Consider the following 14505-nt stretch of genomic DNA (forward strand, 5'->3'; position numbering starts at 1 on the left):
ACACGAAATGCCTGTAAAAGCAAAAAAACTAGAATTATCACACGGATATATCTTGTTCTATCTCATTTTGGAGGTCACGATAGGCTGCCTTGTTTAGGTAGTCTTGCAACCCTTTTCGGTTTTTCATAACTAACCACCAAGAAAGATTAGCTCTTTCTTTCGATGAGCGTGGTCCTGTTGGCACTTGCCTTAAATTTGTATCTATGGACCTCCTTTCAGCTTCAGTCAAAACAACCGTTTGTGAAATATCGTATACTGGCACACTAATGAAATCACTAACATCATTTGAACCAGGTTCAAATACTGGCTTTAGTATCATTATAGGATGATCCATCTCATTAACATCGACTTGTCGACCTAGAGTTCGCCATTGAGCTGAGCCAAAAACTACTGTAGCTTCTGAATTTTGCGATAATACCAATTGTTTGTTATCGGTTGATAAGGATTGCAAGTTTGATTTAGGAATCATTTTTTTTATTTTCAGTATCCTGGATTAGCGAAGAACTTCTAATAAACTTTTTAGTGGATGATAGGGGTGTTATTTTTGTGAAATGAGTAAAATAAAAAAGGCCAATTAAGCCTTGTATACTTCATTATAATCAGACACATGGCGGCACCCACTTAGTGCTGCTTCCTTCCGGATCTGACACGCTTCATGAGCCCACCATTGTCCTAGCCTTTCGGCATAAATTAGTATAACGTATTTTTATCTGTTTGGCTAGTCTTTCTCAATATCTTCTTGTAATTCTTTTGCTAATTTTTTGGCTAGCTTCTTTTTGGCACGGATTTTCCTGAAAAAATCGGTCAATTGCTGCCCACACTCTGTTTCAAGGATACCTCCTTGGACGTAGGCACGGTGATTAAATCGTTCATCTTCTAAAAGGTTCAATAGAGAGCCGGCTGTTCCAGCTTTTGGATCGTAGGCACCGAAATAGACTTCATCTACTCGAGATAAAATCATCGCGCCACTACACATTGGACAAGGTTCTAACGTGACAAATAGTTGCGCACGTTCTAACCGCCAGTTGCCGATTGTTTGGCAGGCTTCTTTTATCGCAAACATTTCTGCATGAGCCGTAGCATCTTGTGAGTCTTCTCGTAAGTTGTGTCCCCGACCGATTATTTTTCCATCTAACACAACAATCGCTCCGATGGGTACTTCGGCGATTTTTTCGGCTTTGTTGGCTTCTTTAATTGCTTCAGTCATGAAGAATTCTTTTTCTTCTTGTGTTAATAGACTTTCTTTATCCATTTCAGTTCACCCCAGTTTACTTTAGCATATTTTCTTCAATAAATTAAGCTGTTATTCATTCGAACGTGGTAGTATAGTAATAGAGTATATTCAGAATAGTTGAGGTGACGAGGGTGAACAAAAATCAGTTACTAGAAATATATCCACAGGCAAAACGTAAAAAGATGCAGTCCTCAGACTCAGAAATTCTTTCCATTCCAGTTGAAGAAGAGTATGTGTGGATCAATAAAAAGGACTTATCAGACCGAGAAATTCAGCTATTAAACCTGTTTGTTCCAGCTGAACATATACAGCCAGGTGAGGCACATGAATGGTACGGGATTTTGTTCAAACATCAGGCAGTAAAACAAGAGGGCATCTATCGGGTGATTCAGATTCAACTTCAAAAGAAAGAGGATTTCCTTTTACGTGAGTGGCAGCATAACTTTAAAGCGATGTTTCCTCATCTAGTTGATTTGTTTTTCTTTACCGATAAAGATATGCTGCTGGTTGAACAACAAGCAGAAGCTAATTTTTCGTTGGAAGAGTTAGAAGGGATTTTTCTAACATTGGACGCGGATTTTGAGACAAATAGCAAGGTACTTGTGGGGAGTTTTCATTCTAGCCAAGATTCATTAGCTGAATTATTTTTAGAAGAACAAGAGATTTTCCAAGAAGAGCTAGCATTTGTTAAATCCCAACGCGTGTTCTCTATTGCTAATGTTGCCCTACATTATTTTACGAAAACAAAAATGCAGGAAAGCTTGTTGATTCAAAATTTGAAAAAGAATCTAGTGATTGACCAGGAAATGTCAGATATCATTCAAACACTATGGTCCAATCAAGGGAATATCAGCTCAACGGCCAAGGAGCTATTTATGCATCGTAACACATTACAGTACCGTTTAGAGAAGTTTCAAGAGAATTCAGGTCTAAACGTACGGCACATGGATGAGTTGATACTGTGTTATTTGTTGTTACTAAATTAGTTATTTTAAGTCACTGCAGCTACAGAGAAGAAACAACTATAGACGTTAACTATTCACAGGAGTAGTCAACGTCTATAGCTATTTTTCAGAAGGCTGTTAATCTCTAGTTGAATTTGCTTATTGTGGTTCAGTTGAGCTTACGATTGTTTGTTGTCTTCAGAGAAAGGAATCTTTTCTAATCGAAGTAGGGATTTTTTGAGCTCAATGCCTGAGGTCCCCATATAACCGGTCAGCTGTCCGTTTTTTCCAATGACACGATGACAGGGAATGAAGATAGGCAAAGGATTGACGCGATTTGCTTGCCCAATTGCGCGAACGGCTTTGGGGTTGCCAATGGTTTCAGCAATCTCTTTATAAGAGCGCGTCTGCCCATAAGGAATGGCAGAAAGTGCCTGCCAAGTCGCCCGTTGAAAAGGAGTTCCTCTGTCAATATCAAAAGGGACATCAAAATATTGACGGTCTTCATGAAAATAGCTCAGCAATTCTTCTTTTGCTTGCAGAAGATATGGATTATTTAAGTCTTCGTTTTCTATCTCTAAGGGGATGAAAGAGGCTTGGTTTAGCCCTTTGTCTGTAGCTGTTAGCCAAAAATCACCTATCGGGGTCGTTATCTTCATTCAATCACTCCGCTCAATTTTTTTCTTTCTGTTCATAGAGTATGGTACTATATTTTAGAGGAAAATAGAAATAGAGGCGAATCAAAAAATGGAAAAAATTAGACTTTTGCATACGAATGATTTACATTCACATTTAGAAAACTGGCCAAAAATTCGTCGTTTTTTAATCCAAAGAAAACATGAGGCTGTTCACAATAACGAAACCATTATTACCGTAGATTTAGGCGACTTCGTGGATCGTTTTCATCCACTGACTGAGGCGACTAGTGGCCAGGCTAATGTCGAGCTGATGAACCAAGTCGAGTATGATGCAGTGACCATTGGCAATAATGAAGGAGTGGGGAGTGCAAAAGAGGAATTAAACCATCTCTATGACCAAGCAAATTTTGATGTTTTGTTAGGGAACTTGTTTGATAAAAAAACACTAAAGATGCCAAGTTGGGCAAAAACTTCAAAAATAATCACGAGTAAAGAAGGCACAAAGATCGGTTTGTTGGCGTTAACGGCGCCGTTTCCATTAACTTATAGCCCTAATGGCTGGGATATCCGGTTTCCCATGGATTTGTTACCCGAGTTGGTCAGCGAGCTAAGAGATAAGGTCGATATTTTGGTATTGATGAGTCATTTAGGGGTCAGCGAAGATCGTGAAATTGCACGTACGTTTCCTGAAATTGATCTGATATTGGGCTCGCATACCCATCATTTGTTTGAAACGGGTGAAGTTATCAATGGTGTACAATTAGCAGCTGCCGGGAAATTTGGACAATATGTTGGGGATATCGTGATGGAAGTCGATGACAACCATCGTTTGACAGCAGCAACTGTTCGAGCTGTTCCTACCTCGACCATGACTGAATTTCCTGAAGATCAAGAAGAAATCGAAGGATATATTGCTCGAGGACATGCGTTACTAAGAGCAAAAACAGTCGCAGAGATTCCTTATGATTTAGCATTGGGAGATGAGGAGCCTCATTTGTTGATTGATGCTACTTTGCAAGCGGTCAAAGAACGAGCCCAAACAGAGGTGGCGATTTTAAATACAGGGTTATTTTTAGCGCCTATTAAAAAAGGACAGGTCAATCAAGACCAGCTGCACACCACGTTACCTCATCCCATGCACTTAATTCGGGTGACTCTTTTGGGGCGTGATGTGATCCGTTTAGTCTTAGAGATGGAAAGAAACCGAGGCTTCCTTAGAAATTATCCAATTATCGGTATGGGATTTCGTGGGAAAATCTTTGGTGAGATTCATTATAGTGGGCTTGAGTATGATGCGGTGAATCGCAAAGTACGATGGTTAGGCGAGCCAGTGGTTGAAGAGGCGAAGTATGTGTTTGCGACAGTCGATCACTTTATGTTCATTCCCTTTTTCCCGACCATTGAGATCGCTGGGACGTGCGAATTTCTTTTTCCAGAATTTATTCGGAGCGTTCTAGGGGAATCCCTCAAGAGTCACTATCCAATCGATTAAAAACAAGGTATAATAATTTTTAGGTGGTGAAGAGATGACAAAACAAGAAACAAATGAACCAGTTGTGACTAAAGCGACTGAGGCTCAGGCAACAGAACCAGTGACCGTAACAGATGAGTTAACAGCTGTGTTAGAAGAGATTGTCGAAGAGCCGGTTAAAGAAAAGAAAAAGGGTGAGACTGTAACGCCCATTGATGAAACAAACTTTTTAGTTGGCGAGCGCCACTATCGTATTGTACACAATCATCGCGATGGTTTTGATGCAGATAAATTAGGAGAAAGATATAGTGAAGTGCTTTCTCGTTATGATTATATCGTGGGTGATTGGGGGTATGAGCAACTTCGATTGAAGGGCTTCTTTAAAGAAGATAACCGCAAAGCTTACCCTGATCAACGGATTGATACATTGGAAGATTATCTGTATGAATATTGTAATTTTGGCTGTGCTTATTTTGTTATTGAACGAATCGGTGGCAAACGTGAAAAGACACAGAATAGACGACGCCGGAAAAAAACGCCAACGCATAATCAAGCGCACATTGAGGAGAAAAAAGGTCCTGTTACCTCTGTGCCAAAGAAAAAGAACAAACCTGTCATAAAAAAACGTGAAGATGAAAAATCTGGTTTCAGTAAAAAAGAAGGAAAGAAAACGAATGAGCAAGGAAAGCAAGAAGGCAAAAAGGCAGGCTTTACCATTCGTCAAAGAGAACAATAGATGAAAGATTATCAAGGATACTTAATTGATTTGGATGGAACGATTTATTTAGGCAAGGAGCCTATTCCTGCTGGAAAACGATTTGTTGAGCGTCTTCAAAAAGAAAAGTTACCTTTTTTATTTGTGACGAATAATACGACAAAAAGTCCTGAGGTTGTAGCGGGGCGTTTAGCAGATGAGTTTGATATCCATGTGACGCCAGAAGAAGTCTACACGGCTAGTTTGGCCACGATTGATTATATGAAGGATACGAACAGAGGTAATAAAGTGTTTGTAATCGGCGAAGCGGGCTTGATTGATTTGATCAATGCAGCAGGCTTTGAGTATGACGAAAAAAATCCGGATTATGTTGTGGTTGGATTAGATAGTCAAGTCACCTATGAGAAATTTGTTACGGCGACTTTGGCAATTCGAAACGGTGCACTATTTATTGGCACAAACCCGGATAAAAATATTCCTACTGAACGTGGTCTTATTCCAGGTGCCGGTTCATTGATTTCTTTGGTTGAGACAGCTACCCAAACGAAGCCTGTTTTTATTGGGAAGCCAGAAGCAATTATTATGGATAAAGCGGTGAGTCATCTTGGTTTACATAAAGATCAAGTGTTGATGGTTGGAGATAATTATGAAACAGACATCCAAGCCGGCTTAAAAAATGGTATCGATACGTTGTTGGTCTTGTCAGGCTTCACGTCAAAAGAGGCCGTTCCTAATTTGCCAAAAGCACCTAATTTTGTGGTCGATTCGTTGGACGAGTGGGTGATTGGGAAATGAATCAAGCAAAAAAGTGGCGTTATATCGAACGTGGCGGAATTCTCTCGTTGTTTTTAACGAGTATCAGTTTTGCCGTGTTTGTGGCGATTAACTTTCGTCCGTTATACCGTTTTGATGTGGATTACTTAAAGATTCTTGATTATACAACGGTTACCAAAGAGGTTTTGATGAAAAATTTTGGTGTCCTTATGAATTATTTGAACAATCCATTTCAAACGGTGCTTGCTATGCCTGACTTTCCGTCTTCAGCGAGTGGTGCTGAACATTTTTATGAAGTGAAACTGTTGTTTTTGTTGGATTATGCCGTGTTATTAATCACAATCATTCCTTCAATCCTATTCTTACGCTACTTATGGAAAAACAAACGTGGTTGGCTATTGATACGCCCCTTTCAAATAGGGATGTTGATACCTGTGATTTTTGGATTTCTTATGGCGTTAGGCTTTGATCGCTTTTTTGTAACCTTTCATCAAGTATTTTTTAACAATGATGATTGGCTGTTTGATCCTGCAACTGATCCGATTATCAACGTTTTACCAGAAGAGTTTTTCATGCACTGTTTTATTTTATTTTTTGTCTTAATTGAACTGATTTTTTTCGTTTACTATTTATTAGGCAAACGACAATTAAAAAAAGCTTGAGTATCTCCTCCAATATTGAAAGTAGCATTTTTCAAAATTGAAGGGAGGAGTACTCAAGTTTTTGTTTTCTAACGGGATGAATAGAAAACGGCTCTTTAGCTAAGAGAGGTCTTAACTGGAAGAGTTGCTTCCTATTCAATCTGAGGCTCGCCAAAACTAGCAAAGTGTTCTTATAAATTGATTTTTTCTGGCTGGCTATGTGCAAGACGACTAGCTGCTGCTGCGGCGATTGCGCCTACAATATCGTCTAAGAAGGTGTGTACACGCGGACCTTCGTGTGAGTTTAATTCGGCTAAAATCCCCGGTTTGACTTTATCGATATAACCATAATTTGTAAAGCCAATCGATCCATAAACATTGACGATGGATAAGGCTAGAATTTCGTCAATGCCGTACAGTCCCTCATCTTCTTCAATAATGTTTTGTAAAGGCTGCAAAAGCTGTTGTTCTTCGGCTAAAATGTCTAACTGAATTCCTGTGATAATGGCGTTGTGCACTTCACGTTTGACTAAGACGGCATCGACACTTGCGATACAGGTGTCCATTGTTAGTCCAACAATATATTGTTTTTGCAAAAACATCACTAATTCAGCAATATCTTGAATGCCGACACCGCGTTCAACAAGTAAATTGCGGGCCTTTTTTTCTAATGTTTCAGTTTGTATAACCATACGAAACTCCTCCAAGCGTTCTAATTTTATTTCTTAACCTAATGGTATACTATATGAAGAGTGAAAAGCAAGGAGTGTATTTGAATGGATCCGTTACTTGAATTTTGTGAGCAGAATTTAGCGCAAGGAAGTCAGCTTGTTTTAGAAGATGAAGAAATTACTGGACAAGTAGACATCCAGACATATTCTTGTATGAGTGAATGTACCTTATGTGCACAGAAAAATTTTGCTTTCTTTGAAGGAACGCGTTTGGCTGCAGATTCTCCTGAAGAATTAAAGCAAAAAATTACCCAAGCTATCAAATCTTGGCAGGAAGAATATAGCTAAACTAGTGGTTGAAGGGTTAGGCAGACCGCAGACCGCAGACCGCAGACCGCAGACCGCAGACCGCAGACCGCAGACCGCAGACCGCAGACCGCAGACCGCAGACCGCAGACCGCAGACCTAATGAAAAATATAGAAATAGTAAAAGCAGATAAAATTTGTGTGAACAATTTTATCTGCTTTTTTAAGTTAATGTTTGTCAGAAAATAAGCTGGTACTATGCATAGGCTGCGTTCTGTTTTTTGGATTGATGTAATGAAGCGCATTATTGACAGCAGTTGGTGCTTCACCAAAGCCTGTAGCGATTAAGCGAACTTTACCGTCATATTGGCAAATATCCCCCGTCGCATAAACGCCAGGAATTGAGGTAGACATATCTGAAGAAACAAGGATGGCGTTTCTAGTAGCTTCTAAGCCCCAAAATTTCAAATGATCCAAAGAAGAGGAAAAGCCGTAATTGACGATTAATGTATCAAGCGAAAGAGAAATCTCCTCCTCTGTTCGGACTTTTTTGAGTGTTAGACCAGCTAATCGTCCTGTTTCCTCTTGTAAAGAACTAATTACATAAGGAGTTAAAATGTTCACCGAAGAGTCCATTAACTTTTTCACACTATGTTCGTGTCCGCGAAACTCAGGACGACGATGAATTAAATAAACTTCTTTGGCGATGGGCTCTAGCATTAATGCCCAATCAATTGCTGAGTCACCTCCGCCAGCTAAGGCTACTTTCTTCCCAGCGTACTTCATCAAATCATTGACATAATAATCAAGGCCGCGATTTTCAAAAGCTTCTGCGTTATCAAGAGCTAGCTTGCGCGGTTGGAACGAACCATTGCCCAAAGCTAAAATGACCGCCTTTGAGTAATGAACCGTTTTGTTGGTATGAATCTCGATAATATCGTCCACTTTTTTTATGTTCAAAACTTCTTCTTCCAAACAATACGTATGGTTAAAGGTAGTTAACTGTTTTTCCAAGTTATCAACGAGGTCTGCTGCTTTTATCGCAGGGAATCCGGGAATATCATAGATGTATTTTTCCGGGTATAAAGTAGATAATTGTCCACCAAGTTGAGGAAGACTATCGATTAATTTTGTTTTCGCTTCTCTCATGCCCGCATAAAAGGCACCGAATAAACCAACAGGGCCAGCGCCGACAATAGTAATATCATAAATGTCCATGGTTGTATTCCTCCAATCCAAAATAGTCTAACAAAAAATGAAACATTCTACTTCATTTTAGCTTGTGAAAGAGTTTCTAAATTCACGACTTTATATAAGAAGTCATAAACTTACAGCTAATCTCCATTAAGTGTAACATAGGAGAGAAAAAAAGCGCCTATGAAGCTTCGAGTAAATGAAGCTCAGAAGTCTTGTTTCCTAGAATGGATAAATTTCGATTTTTTTTCTTGAATAATAGCATTTTTCTGAAATATTCGTTATCATAAAGAGAAAATAATTTTTAGGAGGAGATTTTCGTGTCTCAATTTCCACAAATAGATTTAGAAAATGCAAAAGGTTCAAAAGCAACAATTAAAACAAATAGAGGGGATATCACTGTTCAACTATTTGATGATTTAGTTCCTAAAACAGTTAAAAACTTTCTTGAATTAGCGAAAAAAGGCTATTATGATGGGGTGATTTTTCACCGTGTCATCCCTGATTTTATGATTCAAGGAGGCGATCCAACCGGAACAGGTATGGGTGGCGAAAGTATTTATGGCGATAAATTTGAAGATGAGTTTACACCAAATTTATTTAATTTGCGTGGTGCGCTATCAATGGCTAACTCAGGCCCTAATTCAAACGGCAGCCAATTCTTTATTGTGAATAACCAAAACGTACCAGCAAATATGTTGGGCCAATTAGAAGGTGCTGGCTTCCCGGCTGAGATTATTGAAGCTTATAAAGGCGGCGGAACACCTTGGTTAGATATGCGTCATACTGTTTTCGGTCATGTGACTCAAGGAATGGATGTTGTTGACGATATTGCTAGTGCCCAAAGAGGCCCTCAAGATAAGCCAGTTTATGATATTGTGATTGAAAGTATCGAAATTGCTGAATAAAATGAAAGAAGCTAAGCTGAATCAATCTGAAAAACGATTGGTTTGCTTTGCTTCTTTTTTCTATTTAAAGGAATGAACGATTCGTTTGAGTCCTTCTTCAAGAGTTGCTCTCGGACAAGCAATGTTTAAACGCATATGCCCGCTTCCTTTAGGACCGAAAATAATCCCTGAGTTTAGAACTACTTTTGCTTTTTTTATAAAGTGCGTTTCAAGGGCCGTATCATCTAAACCAAAACTTGAAAAGTCAAGCCACATTAGATAGGTTCCTTCCGGTGACATGAGACCAACCTCTGGCAAATGTTCTGCTAGGTAATTTTTAACGAAGTCAACATTGTCTTGTAAGTAAACAAGCAGTTCATCCAGCCAGGCTTCCCCAAAGTTATAAGCTGCCTCAGTTCCAATGTAACCAAATGTGTTAATCTCTCCATGCATATTCCGTTTTTGTGTTTTTTGGAATTGTGCAAAGAGCATTGGATTCTTTATAAAGACCATCGAGTTTTTGATTGCTGCCAAATTGAACGTTTTGGTAGCAGCTGTCAATACGATAGAAAACTCTTCAAAAGAAGGGTCAGCTGTTTGGAAGCTGGTAAAACTTTGTGGGGTAAAGACTAAATCTTGGTGGATTTCATCACTAACCACAATCACCCCGTGTTTTTTACATAAATTTCCCACGGCGATTAATTCTTCATTGGACCAAACACGTCCACCAGGGTTATGCGGATTGCAGAGAATAAACAATTTTACTTGGTGTTTAGTTATCAGATATTCCATCTCATCTAGGTCCATAACAAAGTGATTATTCTGTTCGATCAGAGAGCTACGGACCAAGTTTCTATGGTTCTCTTTGATAACTGCAGCAAAAGGATGGTAGACCGGATCATGAATTAGAACACTTTCACCTTCCTTTGTATAACTCTGAACGGCCATCGCAATACTAGGGACAACACCGCTTGAAAATAAAATTTCTTCCTTAGTAAGGACATAATTGTGGCGTCTTTTTTGCCAGTCTATCACTGCCTGAACCAAGGACTCAGGAATAATTGAATAACCAAATAAGCCTTTCTTACTATAGGAAGTAAACGCCTCAATTACTGGTGTTGGTGCTAGAAAATCCATATCGGCCACCCATAAAGGCAGTAAGTCGTCTGCTTGGTACGTATGGGTAATACTATCCCATTTTACAGAATCTGTTCCTGTTCGGTCTATTTGTTCGTCAAATCGGGTCATCTACTTTCATCCTCTCAAACAATCTTTTACGAAACTTCTTTTTTTTCTCTAAGTACAGTATAATGAATTGTGCGAAGAGAGGGAAGCAAATGAAATATAAAATTGGACAAATAATTGAAGGTAAAGTTACTGGGATTCAGCCATATGGTGCGTTTGTTTCATTAGATGAAGAAAACCAAGGGCTAATCCATGTATCAGAAGTGCAAGCTGGGTATACAAAAACGATTCAATCTTTATTGGCGATTGGACAAAAAGTTCGTGTGCAAGTAATTGATATCGACGAATATTCTCAAAAAATCAGTTTGTCGTTACGAACATTAGAAAATTTTGTTCCGTCGAATCAGTTTAAAAGGAAACGATACTTCACGAATAAAAATAAAAAAATTGGCTTTCAAACAATTAGTGAACAGCTCCCGATGTGGATGGATGAAGCATTAGACGAATTAGAATGAATAGGGATTTGAAAGTGGAGTAGATTTTTTCTGAAAATGTGGTAGACTTGATTAAAATTATACTAAATTGAACGAGGTGGAGATTTTGGGGGACAAAAGAGTCGCTGGTACAATTATGTTGCATTTGGAGGATGGATCAAAGAAGTTTTTGATGCATTCAGTTGGAAGTTCAAAGGAATTAGCTATTGCAGATTTTTCGACGGAACAGACTGGGTTGGCCAATATTTTAAACTTATTGACTAACACAGTGAATATCGATGTAAATGAAATAAATTTAGTAGAATTGATTAACACAAGTAGTATGAAAGAAAATATCCCGTTGTTTGTTTTTGAAACGCAGGCAGCACAGCAAAGAAATCGACTTGCTGAGGGCTACGATTGGGAAGAGCCTTCAGTTATGAGTGAAGTATTAGGTGCCTACGAGTTTGACGGCGTGCCATTTTTTTAAATGGCGTGACGAGTAAAGAAATCCATTATTCTAATTGTTGTAGTAAGTAGTTAGACTGTAGCGTGACGTGCTGCAGTCTTTTTTTAAAGAAAATTCACGAATGATTAAGTGGTCTTACGATTGTTTTTACGGAGAAATCCCAACCTTTTGATCTGATGTTTTTCATTTTTGTGTGAAAATTGTGTGAAAAGCGAATGTTGAAGTGTGAAGCGTAAAGATAGGGAGAAAAGAAGAGTAAAAAGTTGAAGGGAAAGGGCTTGACCGAAGAGTGGTTACATGCTAAATTATTATATGTTGAGAAGAAAAACATTCTTTCTTTTTTATTTTCAATTCTTTTTCAAAAAAAGTTGAAAATGTTCTTGACGCTGATGAATCAGCATGATAGAATAACAAAGTCGCTCGAGAAAGATGACAGAATAACAGTTGATAAATCAATAAAATTTATTAAAAAAATTGTTGACAAATAACAACTGAACTGGTATTCTAATTAAGTTGTTGAAACAAGCGATTAACTGATTTGAAAAAAGAAGTTAAAAACTTTTATAAAAAAGAGGTTGACATTTAATTGTTCAACTGATATGATATAAAAGTTGCTGACACAGCAATTGTAGACCTTTGAAAACTGAACAAAGTAAGACAAACCAAATGTGTAGTGTGTACTTGATTGAATCAAGTCACAAACATTTAACAAGCAAGCAATATGCTAGCAAACAAATTGAGCTTAACAATCTTATGATTGTTCTAACTTTTATTATGAGAGTTTGATCCTGGCTCAGGACGAACGCTGGCGGCGTGCCTAATACATGCAAGTCGAACGCTTTTTCTTTCACCGGAGCTTGCTCCACCGAAAGAAAAAGAGTGGCGGACGGGTGAGTAACACGTGGGTAACCTGCCCATCAGAAGGGGATAACACTTGGAAACAGGTGCTAATACCGTATAACAATTGGAACCGCATGGTTCTAATTTGAAAGACGCTTTCGGGTGTCACTGATGGATGGACCCGCGGTGCATTAGCTAGTTGGTGAGGTAACGGCTCACCAAGGCCACGATGCATAGCCGACCTGAGAGGGTGATCGGCCACACTGGGACTGAGACACGGCCCAGACTCCTACGGGAGGCAGCAGTAGGGAATCTTCGGCAATGGACGAAAGTCTGACCGAGCAACGCCGCGTGAGTGAAGAAGGTTTTCGGATCGTAAAACTCTGTTGTTAGAGAAGAACAAGGATGAGAGTAACTGTTCATCCCTTGACGGTATCTAACCAGAAAGCCACGGCTAACTACGTGCCAGCAGCCGCGGTAATACGTAGGTGGCAAGCGTTGTCCGGATTTATTGGGCGTAAAGCGAGCGCAGGCGGTTTCTTAAGTCTGATGTGAAAGCCCCCGGCTCAACCGGGGAGGGTCATTGGAAACTGGGAGACTTGAGTGCAGAAGAGGAGAGTGGAATTCCATGTGTAGCGGTGAAATGCGTAGATATATGGAGGAACACCAGTGGCGAAGGCGACTCTCTGGTCTGTAACTGACGCTGAGGCTCGAAAGCGTGGGGAGCAAACAGGATTAGATACCCTGGTAGTCCACGCCGTAAACGATGAGTGCTAAGTGTTGGAGGGTTTCCGCCCTTCAGTGCTGCAGCTAACGCATTAAGCACTCCGCCTGGGGAGTACGACCGCAAGGTTGAAACTCAAAGGAATTGACGGGGGCCCGCACAAGCGGTGGAGCATGTGGTTTAATTCGAAGCAACGCGAAGAACCTTACCAGGTCTTGACATCCTTTGACCATTCTGGAGACAGAACTTTCCCTTCGGGGACAAAGTGACAGGTGGTGCATGGTTGTCGTCAGCTCGTGTCGTGAGATGTTGGGTTAAGTCCCGCAACGAGCGCAACCCTTATTGTTAGTTGCCATCATTTAGTTGGGCACTCTAGCGAGACTGCCGGTGACAAACCGGAGGAAGGTGGGGATGACGTCAAATCATCATGCCCCTTATGACCTGGGCTACACACGTGCTACAATGGGAAGTACAACGAGTCGCGAAGTCGCAAGGCTAAGCTAATCTCTTAAAGCTTCTCTCAGTTCGGATTGTAGGCTGCAACTCGCCTACATGAAGCCGGAATCGCTAGTAATCGCGGATCAGCACGCCGCGGTGAATACGTTCCCGGGCCTTGTACACACCGCCCGTCACACCACGAAAGTTTGTAACACCCGAAGTCGGTGAGGTAACCTTTTGGAGCCAGCCGCCTAAGGTGGGATAGATGATTGGGGTGAAGTCGTAACAAGGTAGCCGTATCGGAAGGTGCGGCTGGATCACCTCCTTTCTAAGGAATATTACGGAAACTACACGGATTGTTAACACTTTGTTCAGTTTTGAGAGGTTTACTCTCAAATCGTTATAATGGGGCCTTAGCTCAGCTGGGAGAGCGCCTGCTTTGCACGCAGGAGGTCAGCGGTTCGATCCCGCTAGGCTCCATAAACAATCAATTCGTTGATTGTTTAACTAAATTTTATTTTGTTCATTGAAAACTGGATATTGAAGTAAAAATTAATTGAAACAAACCGAGAACACCGCGTTGAATGAGTTTTTTAAGAAGTTCAATTGCTTATTTTCTTGACTACGTTCCTATCGCTAGGAAAACGAGTCAAAACCCAACCGTAAGGTTGATAAGGTTAAGTGAATAAGGGCGCACGGTGGATGCCTTGGCACTAGGAGCCGATGAAGGACGGGACTAACTCCGATATGCTTTGGGGAGCTGTAAGTAAGCGATGATCCAGAGATTTCCGAATGGGGAAACCCAGCATTTTTCATAGAATGTTACTTTCCAGTGAATACATAGCTGGTTAGAGGTAGACGCAGAGAACTGAAACATCTAAGTACCTGCAGGAAGAGAAAG

15 protein-coding genes, 1 tRNA gene, 2 rRNA genes and 1 other RNA gene (1 of these 19 cut by a window edge) are annotated in these 14505 nt (G+C 40.1%); 12 read left to right on the plus strand and 7 right to left on the minus strand.

Features of this window, described 5'->3' with window-relative positions:
- Window positions 1-37: 37 nt before the first annotated feature.
- From IGI37_RS04135 to tadA, 3 genes are all read right to left on the minus strand, one after another.
- Window positions 38-469: a hypothetical protein gene (locus IGI37_RS04135; RefSeq protein WP_438760172.1), complete on the minus strand. Its 432-nt coding sequence runs from the start codon at window positions 467-469 to the stop codon at window positions 38-40.
- 123 nt (window positions 470-592) lie between these two features.
- Window positions 593-679: signal recognition particle sRNA small type (gene ffs / locus IGI37_RS04140), an RNA gene on the minus strand.
- A gap of 39 nt (window positions 680-718) precedes the next feature.
- Window positions 719-1252 carry a tRNA adenosine(34) deaminase TadA gene (tadA, locus tag IGI37_RS04145; protein ID WP_438760174.1) on the minus strand — a complete coding sequence of 178 codons (534 nt, stop codon included), beginning with the start codon at window positions 1250-1252 and terminating at the stop codon, window positions 719-721.
- Window positions 1253-1365: 113 nt separating this feature from the next.
- On the opposite strand from tadA, the gene IGI37_RS04150 reads away from it, so the two are divergent.
- A complete protein-coding gene (locus IGI37_RS04150; RefSeq protein ID WP_438760176.1) occupies window positions 1366-2220 on the plus strand; it encodes a helix-turn-helix domain-containing protein in 855 nt (284 codons plus the stop codon).
- A 137-nt stretch (window positions 2221-2357) separates the two neighbouring features.
- On the opposite strand, the gene IGI37_RS04155 is transcribed toward IGI37_RS04150, so the two are convergent.
- Complete coding sequence (locus tag IGI37_RS04155) at window positions 2358-2837, minus strand: methylated-DNA--[protein]-cysteine S-methyltransferase (protein ID WP_438760177.1); 480 nt, start codon at window positions 2835-2837, stop codon at window positions 2358-2360.
- Between the two features lie 88 nt (window positions 2838-2925).
- Between IGI37_RS04155 and IGI37_RS04160 the strand changes: the two genes are divergently transcribed.
- From IGI37_RS04160 to IGI37_RS04175, 4 genes are read left to right on the plus strand one after another with little or no spacing between them, the layout of a single operon-like run.
- Window positions 2926-4308, plus strand: a complete 1383-nt coding sequence (locus IGI37_RS04160; protein ID WP_438760178.1) for a bifunctional metallophosphatase/5'-nucleotidase — start codon at window positions 2926-2928, stop codon at window positions 4306-4308.
- 34 nt (window positions 4309-4342) lie between these two features.
- The gene (locus IGI37_RS04165; protein ID WP_438760179.1) at window positions 4343-5023 is read left to right on the plus strand and encodes a YutD family protein; all 681 of its coding nucleotides are present in this window, start codon (window positions 4343-4345) and stop codon (window positions 5021-5023) included.
- Complete coding sequence (locus tag IGI37_RS04170) at window positions 5024-5797, plus strand: TIGR01457 family HAD-type hydrolase (protein WP_438760180.1); 774 nt, start codon at window positions 5024-5026, stop codon at window positions 5795-5797.
- Window positions 5794-6438, plus strand: a complete 645-nt coding sequence (locus IGI37_RS04175) for a TIGR01906 family membrane protein (RefSeq protein ID WP_438760181.1) — start codon at window positions 5794-5796, stop codon at window positions 6436-6438. Before IGI37_RS04170 ends, IGI37_RS04175 begins: the two co-directional genes overlap by 4 nt.
- A gap of 170 nt (window positions 6439-6608) precedes the next feature.
- Here IGI37_RS04175 and IGI37_RS04180 read toward each other — a convergent pair whose 3' ends face one another.
- Window positions 6609-7109 (minus strand): phosphatidylglycerophosphatase A family protein, encoded by a 501-nt coding sequence (locus IGI37_RS04180; protein ID WP_438760183.1) that lies wholly within the window; start codon window positions 7107-7109, stop codon window positions 6609-6611.
- A gap of 84 nt (window positions 7110-7193) precedes the next feature.
- Between IGI37_RS04180 and IGI37_RS04185 the strand changes: the two genes are divergently transcribed.
- A complete protein-coding gene (locus IGI37_RS04185; protein ID WP_438760184.1) occupies window positions 7194-7436 on the plus strand; it encodes a DUF1450 domain-containing protein in 243 nt (80 codons plus the stop codon).
- Window positions 7437-7622: 186 nt separating this feature from the next.
- On the opposite strand, the gene IGI37_RS04190 is transcribed toward IGI37_RS04185, so the two are convergent.
- A complete protein-coding gene (locus IGI37_RS04190; protein ID WP_438760185.1) occupies window positions 7623-8612 on the minus strand; it encodes an NAD(P)/FAD-dependent oxidoreductase in 990 nt (329 codons plus the stop codon).
- A 296-nt stretch (window positions 8613-8908) separates the two neighbouring features.
- On the opposite strand from IGI37_RS04190, the gene IGI37_RS04195 reads away from it, so the two are divergent.
- Entirely contained in the window at window positions 8909-9496 is a 588-nt protein-coding gene (locus tag IGI37_RS04195) for a peptidylprolyl isomerase (protein WP_438760186.1), read from the plus strand.
- A gap of 60 nt (window positions 9497-9556) precedes the next feature.
- Here IGI37_RS04195 and IGI37_RS04200 read toward each other — a convergent pair whose 3' ends face one another.
- On the minus strand, window positions 9557-10723 hold the full coding sequence (locus IGI37_RS04200) for a MalY/PatB family protein (protein ID WP_438760187.1): 1167 nt from the start codon (window positions 10721-10723) through the stop codon (window positions 9557-9559).
- Window positions 10724-10812: 89 nt separating this feature from the next.
- On the opposite strand from IGI37_RS04200, the gene IGI37_RS04205 reads away from it, so the two are divergent.
- From IGI37_RS04205 to IGI37_RS04225, 5 genes are all read left to right on the plus strand, one after another.
- The gene (locus IGI37_RS04205) at window positions 10813-11175 is read left to right on the plus strand and encodes a CvfD/Ygs/GSP13 family RNA-binding post-transcriptional regulator (protein WP_438760188.1); all 363 of its coding nucleotides are present in this window, start codon (window positions 10813-10815) and stop codon (window positions 11173-11175) included.
- 85 nt (window positions 11176-11260) lie between these two features.
- Window positions 11261-11623 carry a hypothetical protein gene (locus tag IGI37_RS04210; RefSeq protein WP_438760189.1) on the plus strand — a complete coding sequence of 121 codons (363 nt, stop codon included), beginning with the start codon at window positions 11261-11263 and terminating at the stop codon, window positions 11621-11623.
- 749 nt (window positions 11624-12372) lie between these two features.
- Window positions 12373-13932, plus strand: a 16S ribosomal RNA gene (locus IGI37_RS04215).
- 79 nt (window positions 13933-14011) lie between these two features.
- Window positions 14012-14084 (plus strand) — tRNA-Ala (locus IGI37_RS04220).
- Between the two features lie 195 nt (window positions 14085-14279).
- A 23S ribosomal RNA gene (locus tag IGI37_RS04225) occupies window positions 14280-14505 on the plus strand; it runs 2688 nt beyond the window's last position.
- The 16S and 23S rRNA genes sit together here with 1 tRNA gene alongside, the layout of an rRNA operon.

The sequence above is a fragment of the Enterococcus sp. AZ194 genome, assembly GCF_051713825.1.
Lineage (GTDB): Bacteria > Bacillota > Bacilli > Lactobacillales > Enterococcaceae > Enterococcus_K.

Excerpts from the sequence above, each read along its gene's own strand:
- IGI37_RS04135 (WP_438760172.1), bottom strand. The coding sequence starts at position 469 with ATGATTCCTAAATCAAACTTGCAATCCTTATCAACCGATAACAAACAA.
- tadA (WP_438760174.1), bottom strand. The coding sequence starts at position 1,252 with ATGGATAAAGAAAGTCTATTAACACAAGAAGAAAAAGAATTCTTCATG.
- IGI37_RS04155 (WP_438760177.1), bottom strand. The coding sequence starts at position 2,837 with ATGAAGATAACGACCCCGATAGGTGATTTTTGGCTAACAGCTACAGAC.
- IGI37_RS04160 (WP_438760178.1), top strand. The coding sequence starts at position 2,926 with ATGGAAAAAATTAGACTTTTGCATACGAATGATTTACATTCACATTTA.
- IGI37_RS04165 (WP_438760179.1), top strand. The coding sequence starts at position 4,343 with ATGACAAAACAAGAAACAAATGAACCAGTTGTGACTAAAGCGACTGAG.
- IGI37_RS04170 (WP_438760180.1), top strand. The coding sequence starts at position 5,024 with ATGAAAGATTATCAAGGATACTTAATTGATTTGGATGGAACGATTTAT.
- IGI37_RS04175 (WP_438760181.1), top strand. The coding sequence starts at position 5,794 with ATGAATCAAGCAAAAAAGTGGCGTTATATCGAACGTGGCGGAATTCTC.
- IGI37_RS04180 (WP_438760183.1), bottom strand. The coding sequence starts at position 7,109 with ATGGTTATACAAACTGAAACATTAGAAAAAAAGGCCCGCAATTTACTT.
- IGI37_RS04185 (WP_438760184.1), top strand. The coding sequence starts at position 7,194 with ATGGATCCGTTACTTGAATTTTGTGAGCAGAATTTAGCGCAAGGAAGT.
- IGI37_RS04190 (WP_438760185.1), bottom strand. The coding sequence starts at position 8,612 with ATGGACATTTATGATATTACTATTGTCGGCGCTGGCCCTGTTGGTTTA.
- IGI37_RS04200 (WP_438760187.1), bottom strand. The coding sequence starts at position 10,723 with ATGACCCGATTTGACGAACAAATAGACCGAACAGGAACAGATTCTGTA.
- IGI37_RS04205 (WP_438760188.1), top strand. The coding sequence starts at position 10,813 with ATGAAATATAAAATTGGACAAATAATTGAAGGTAAAGTTACTGGGATT.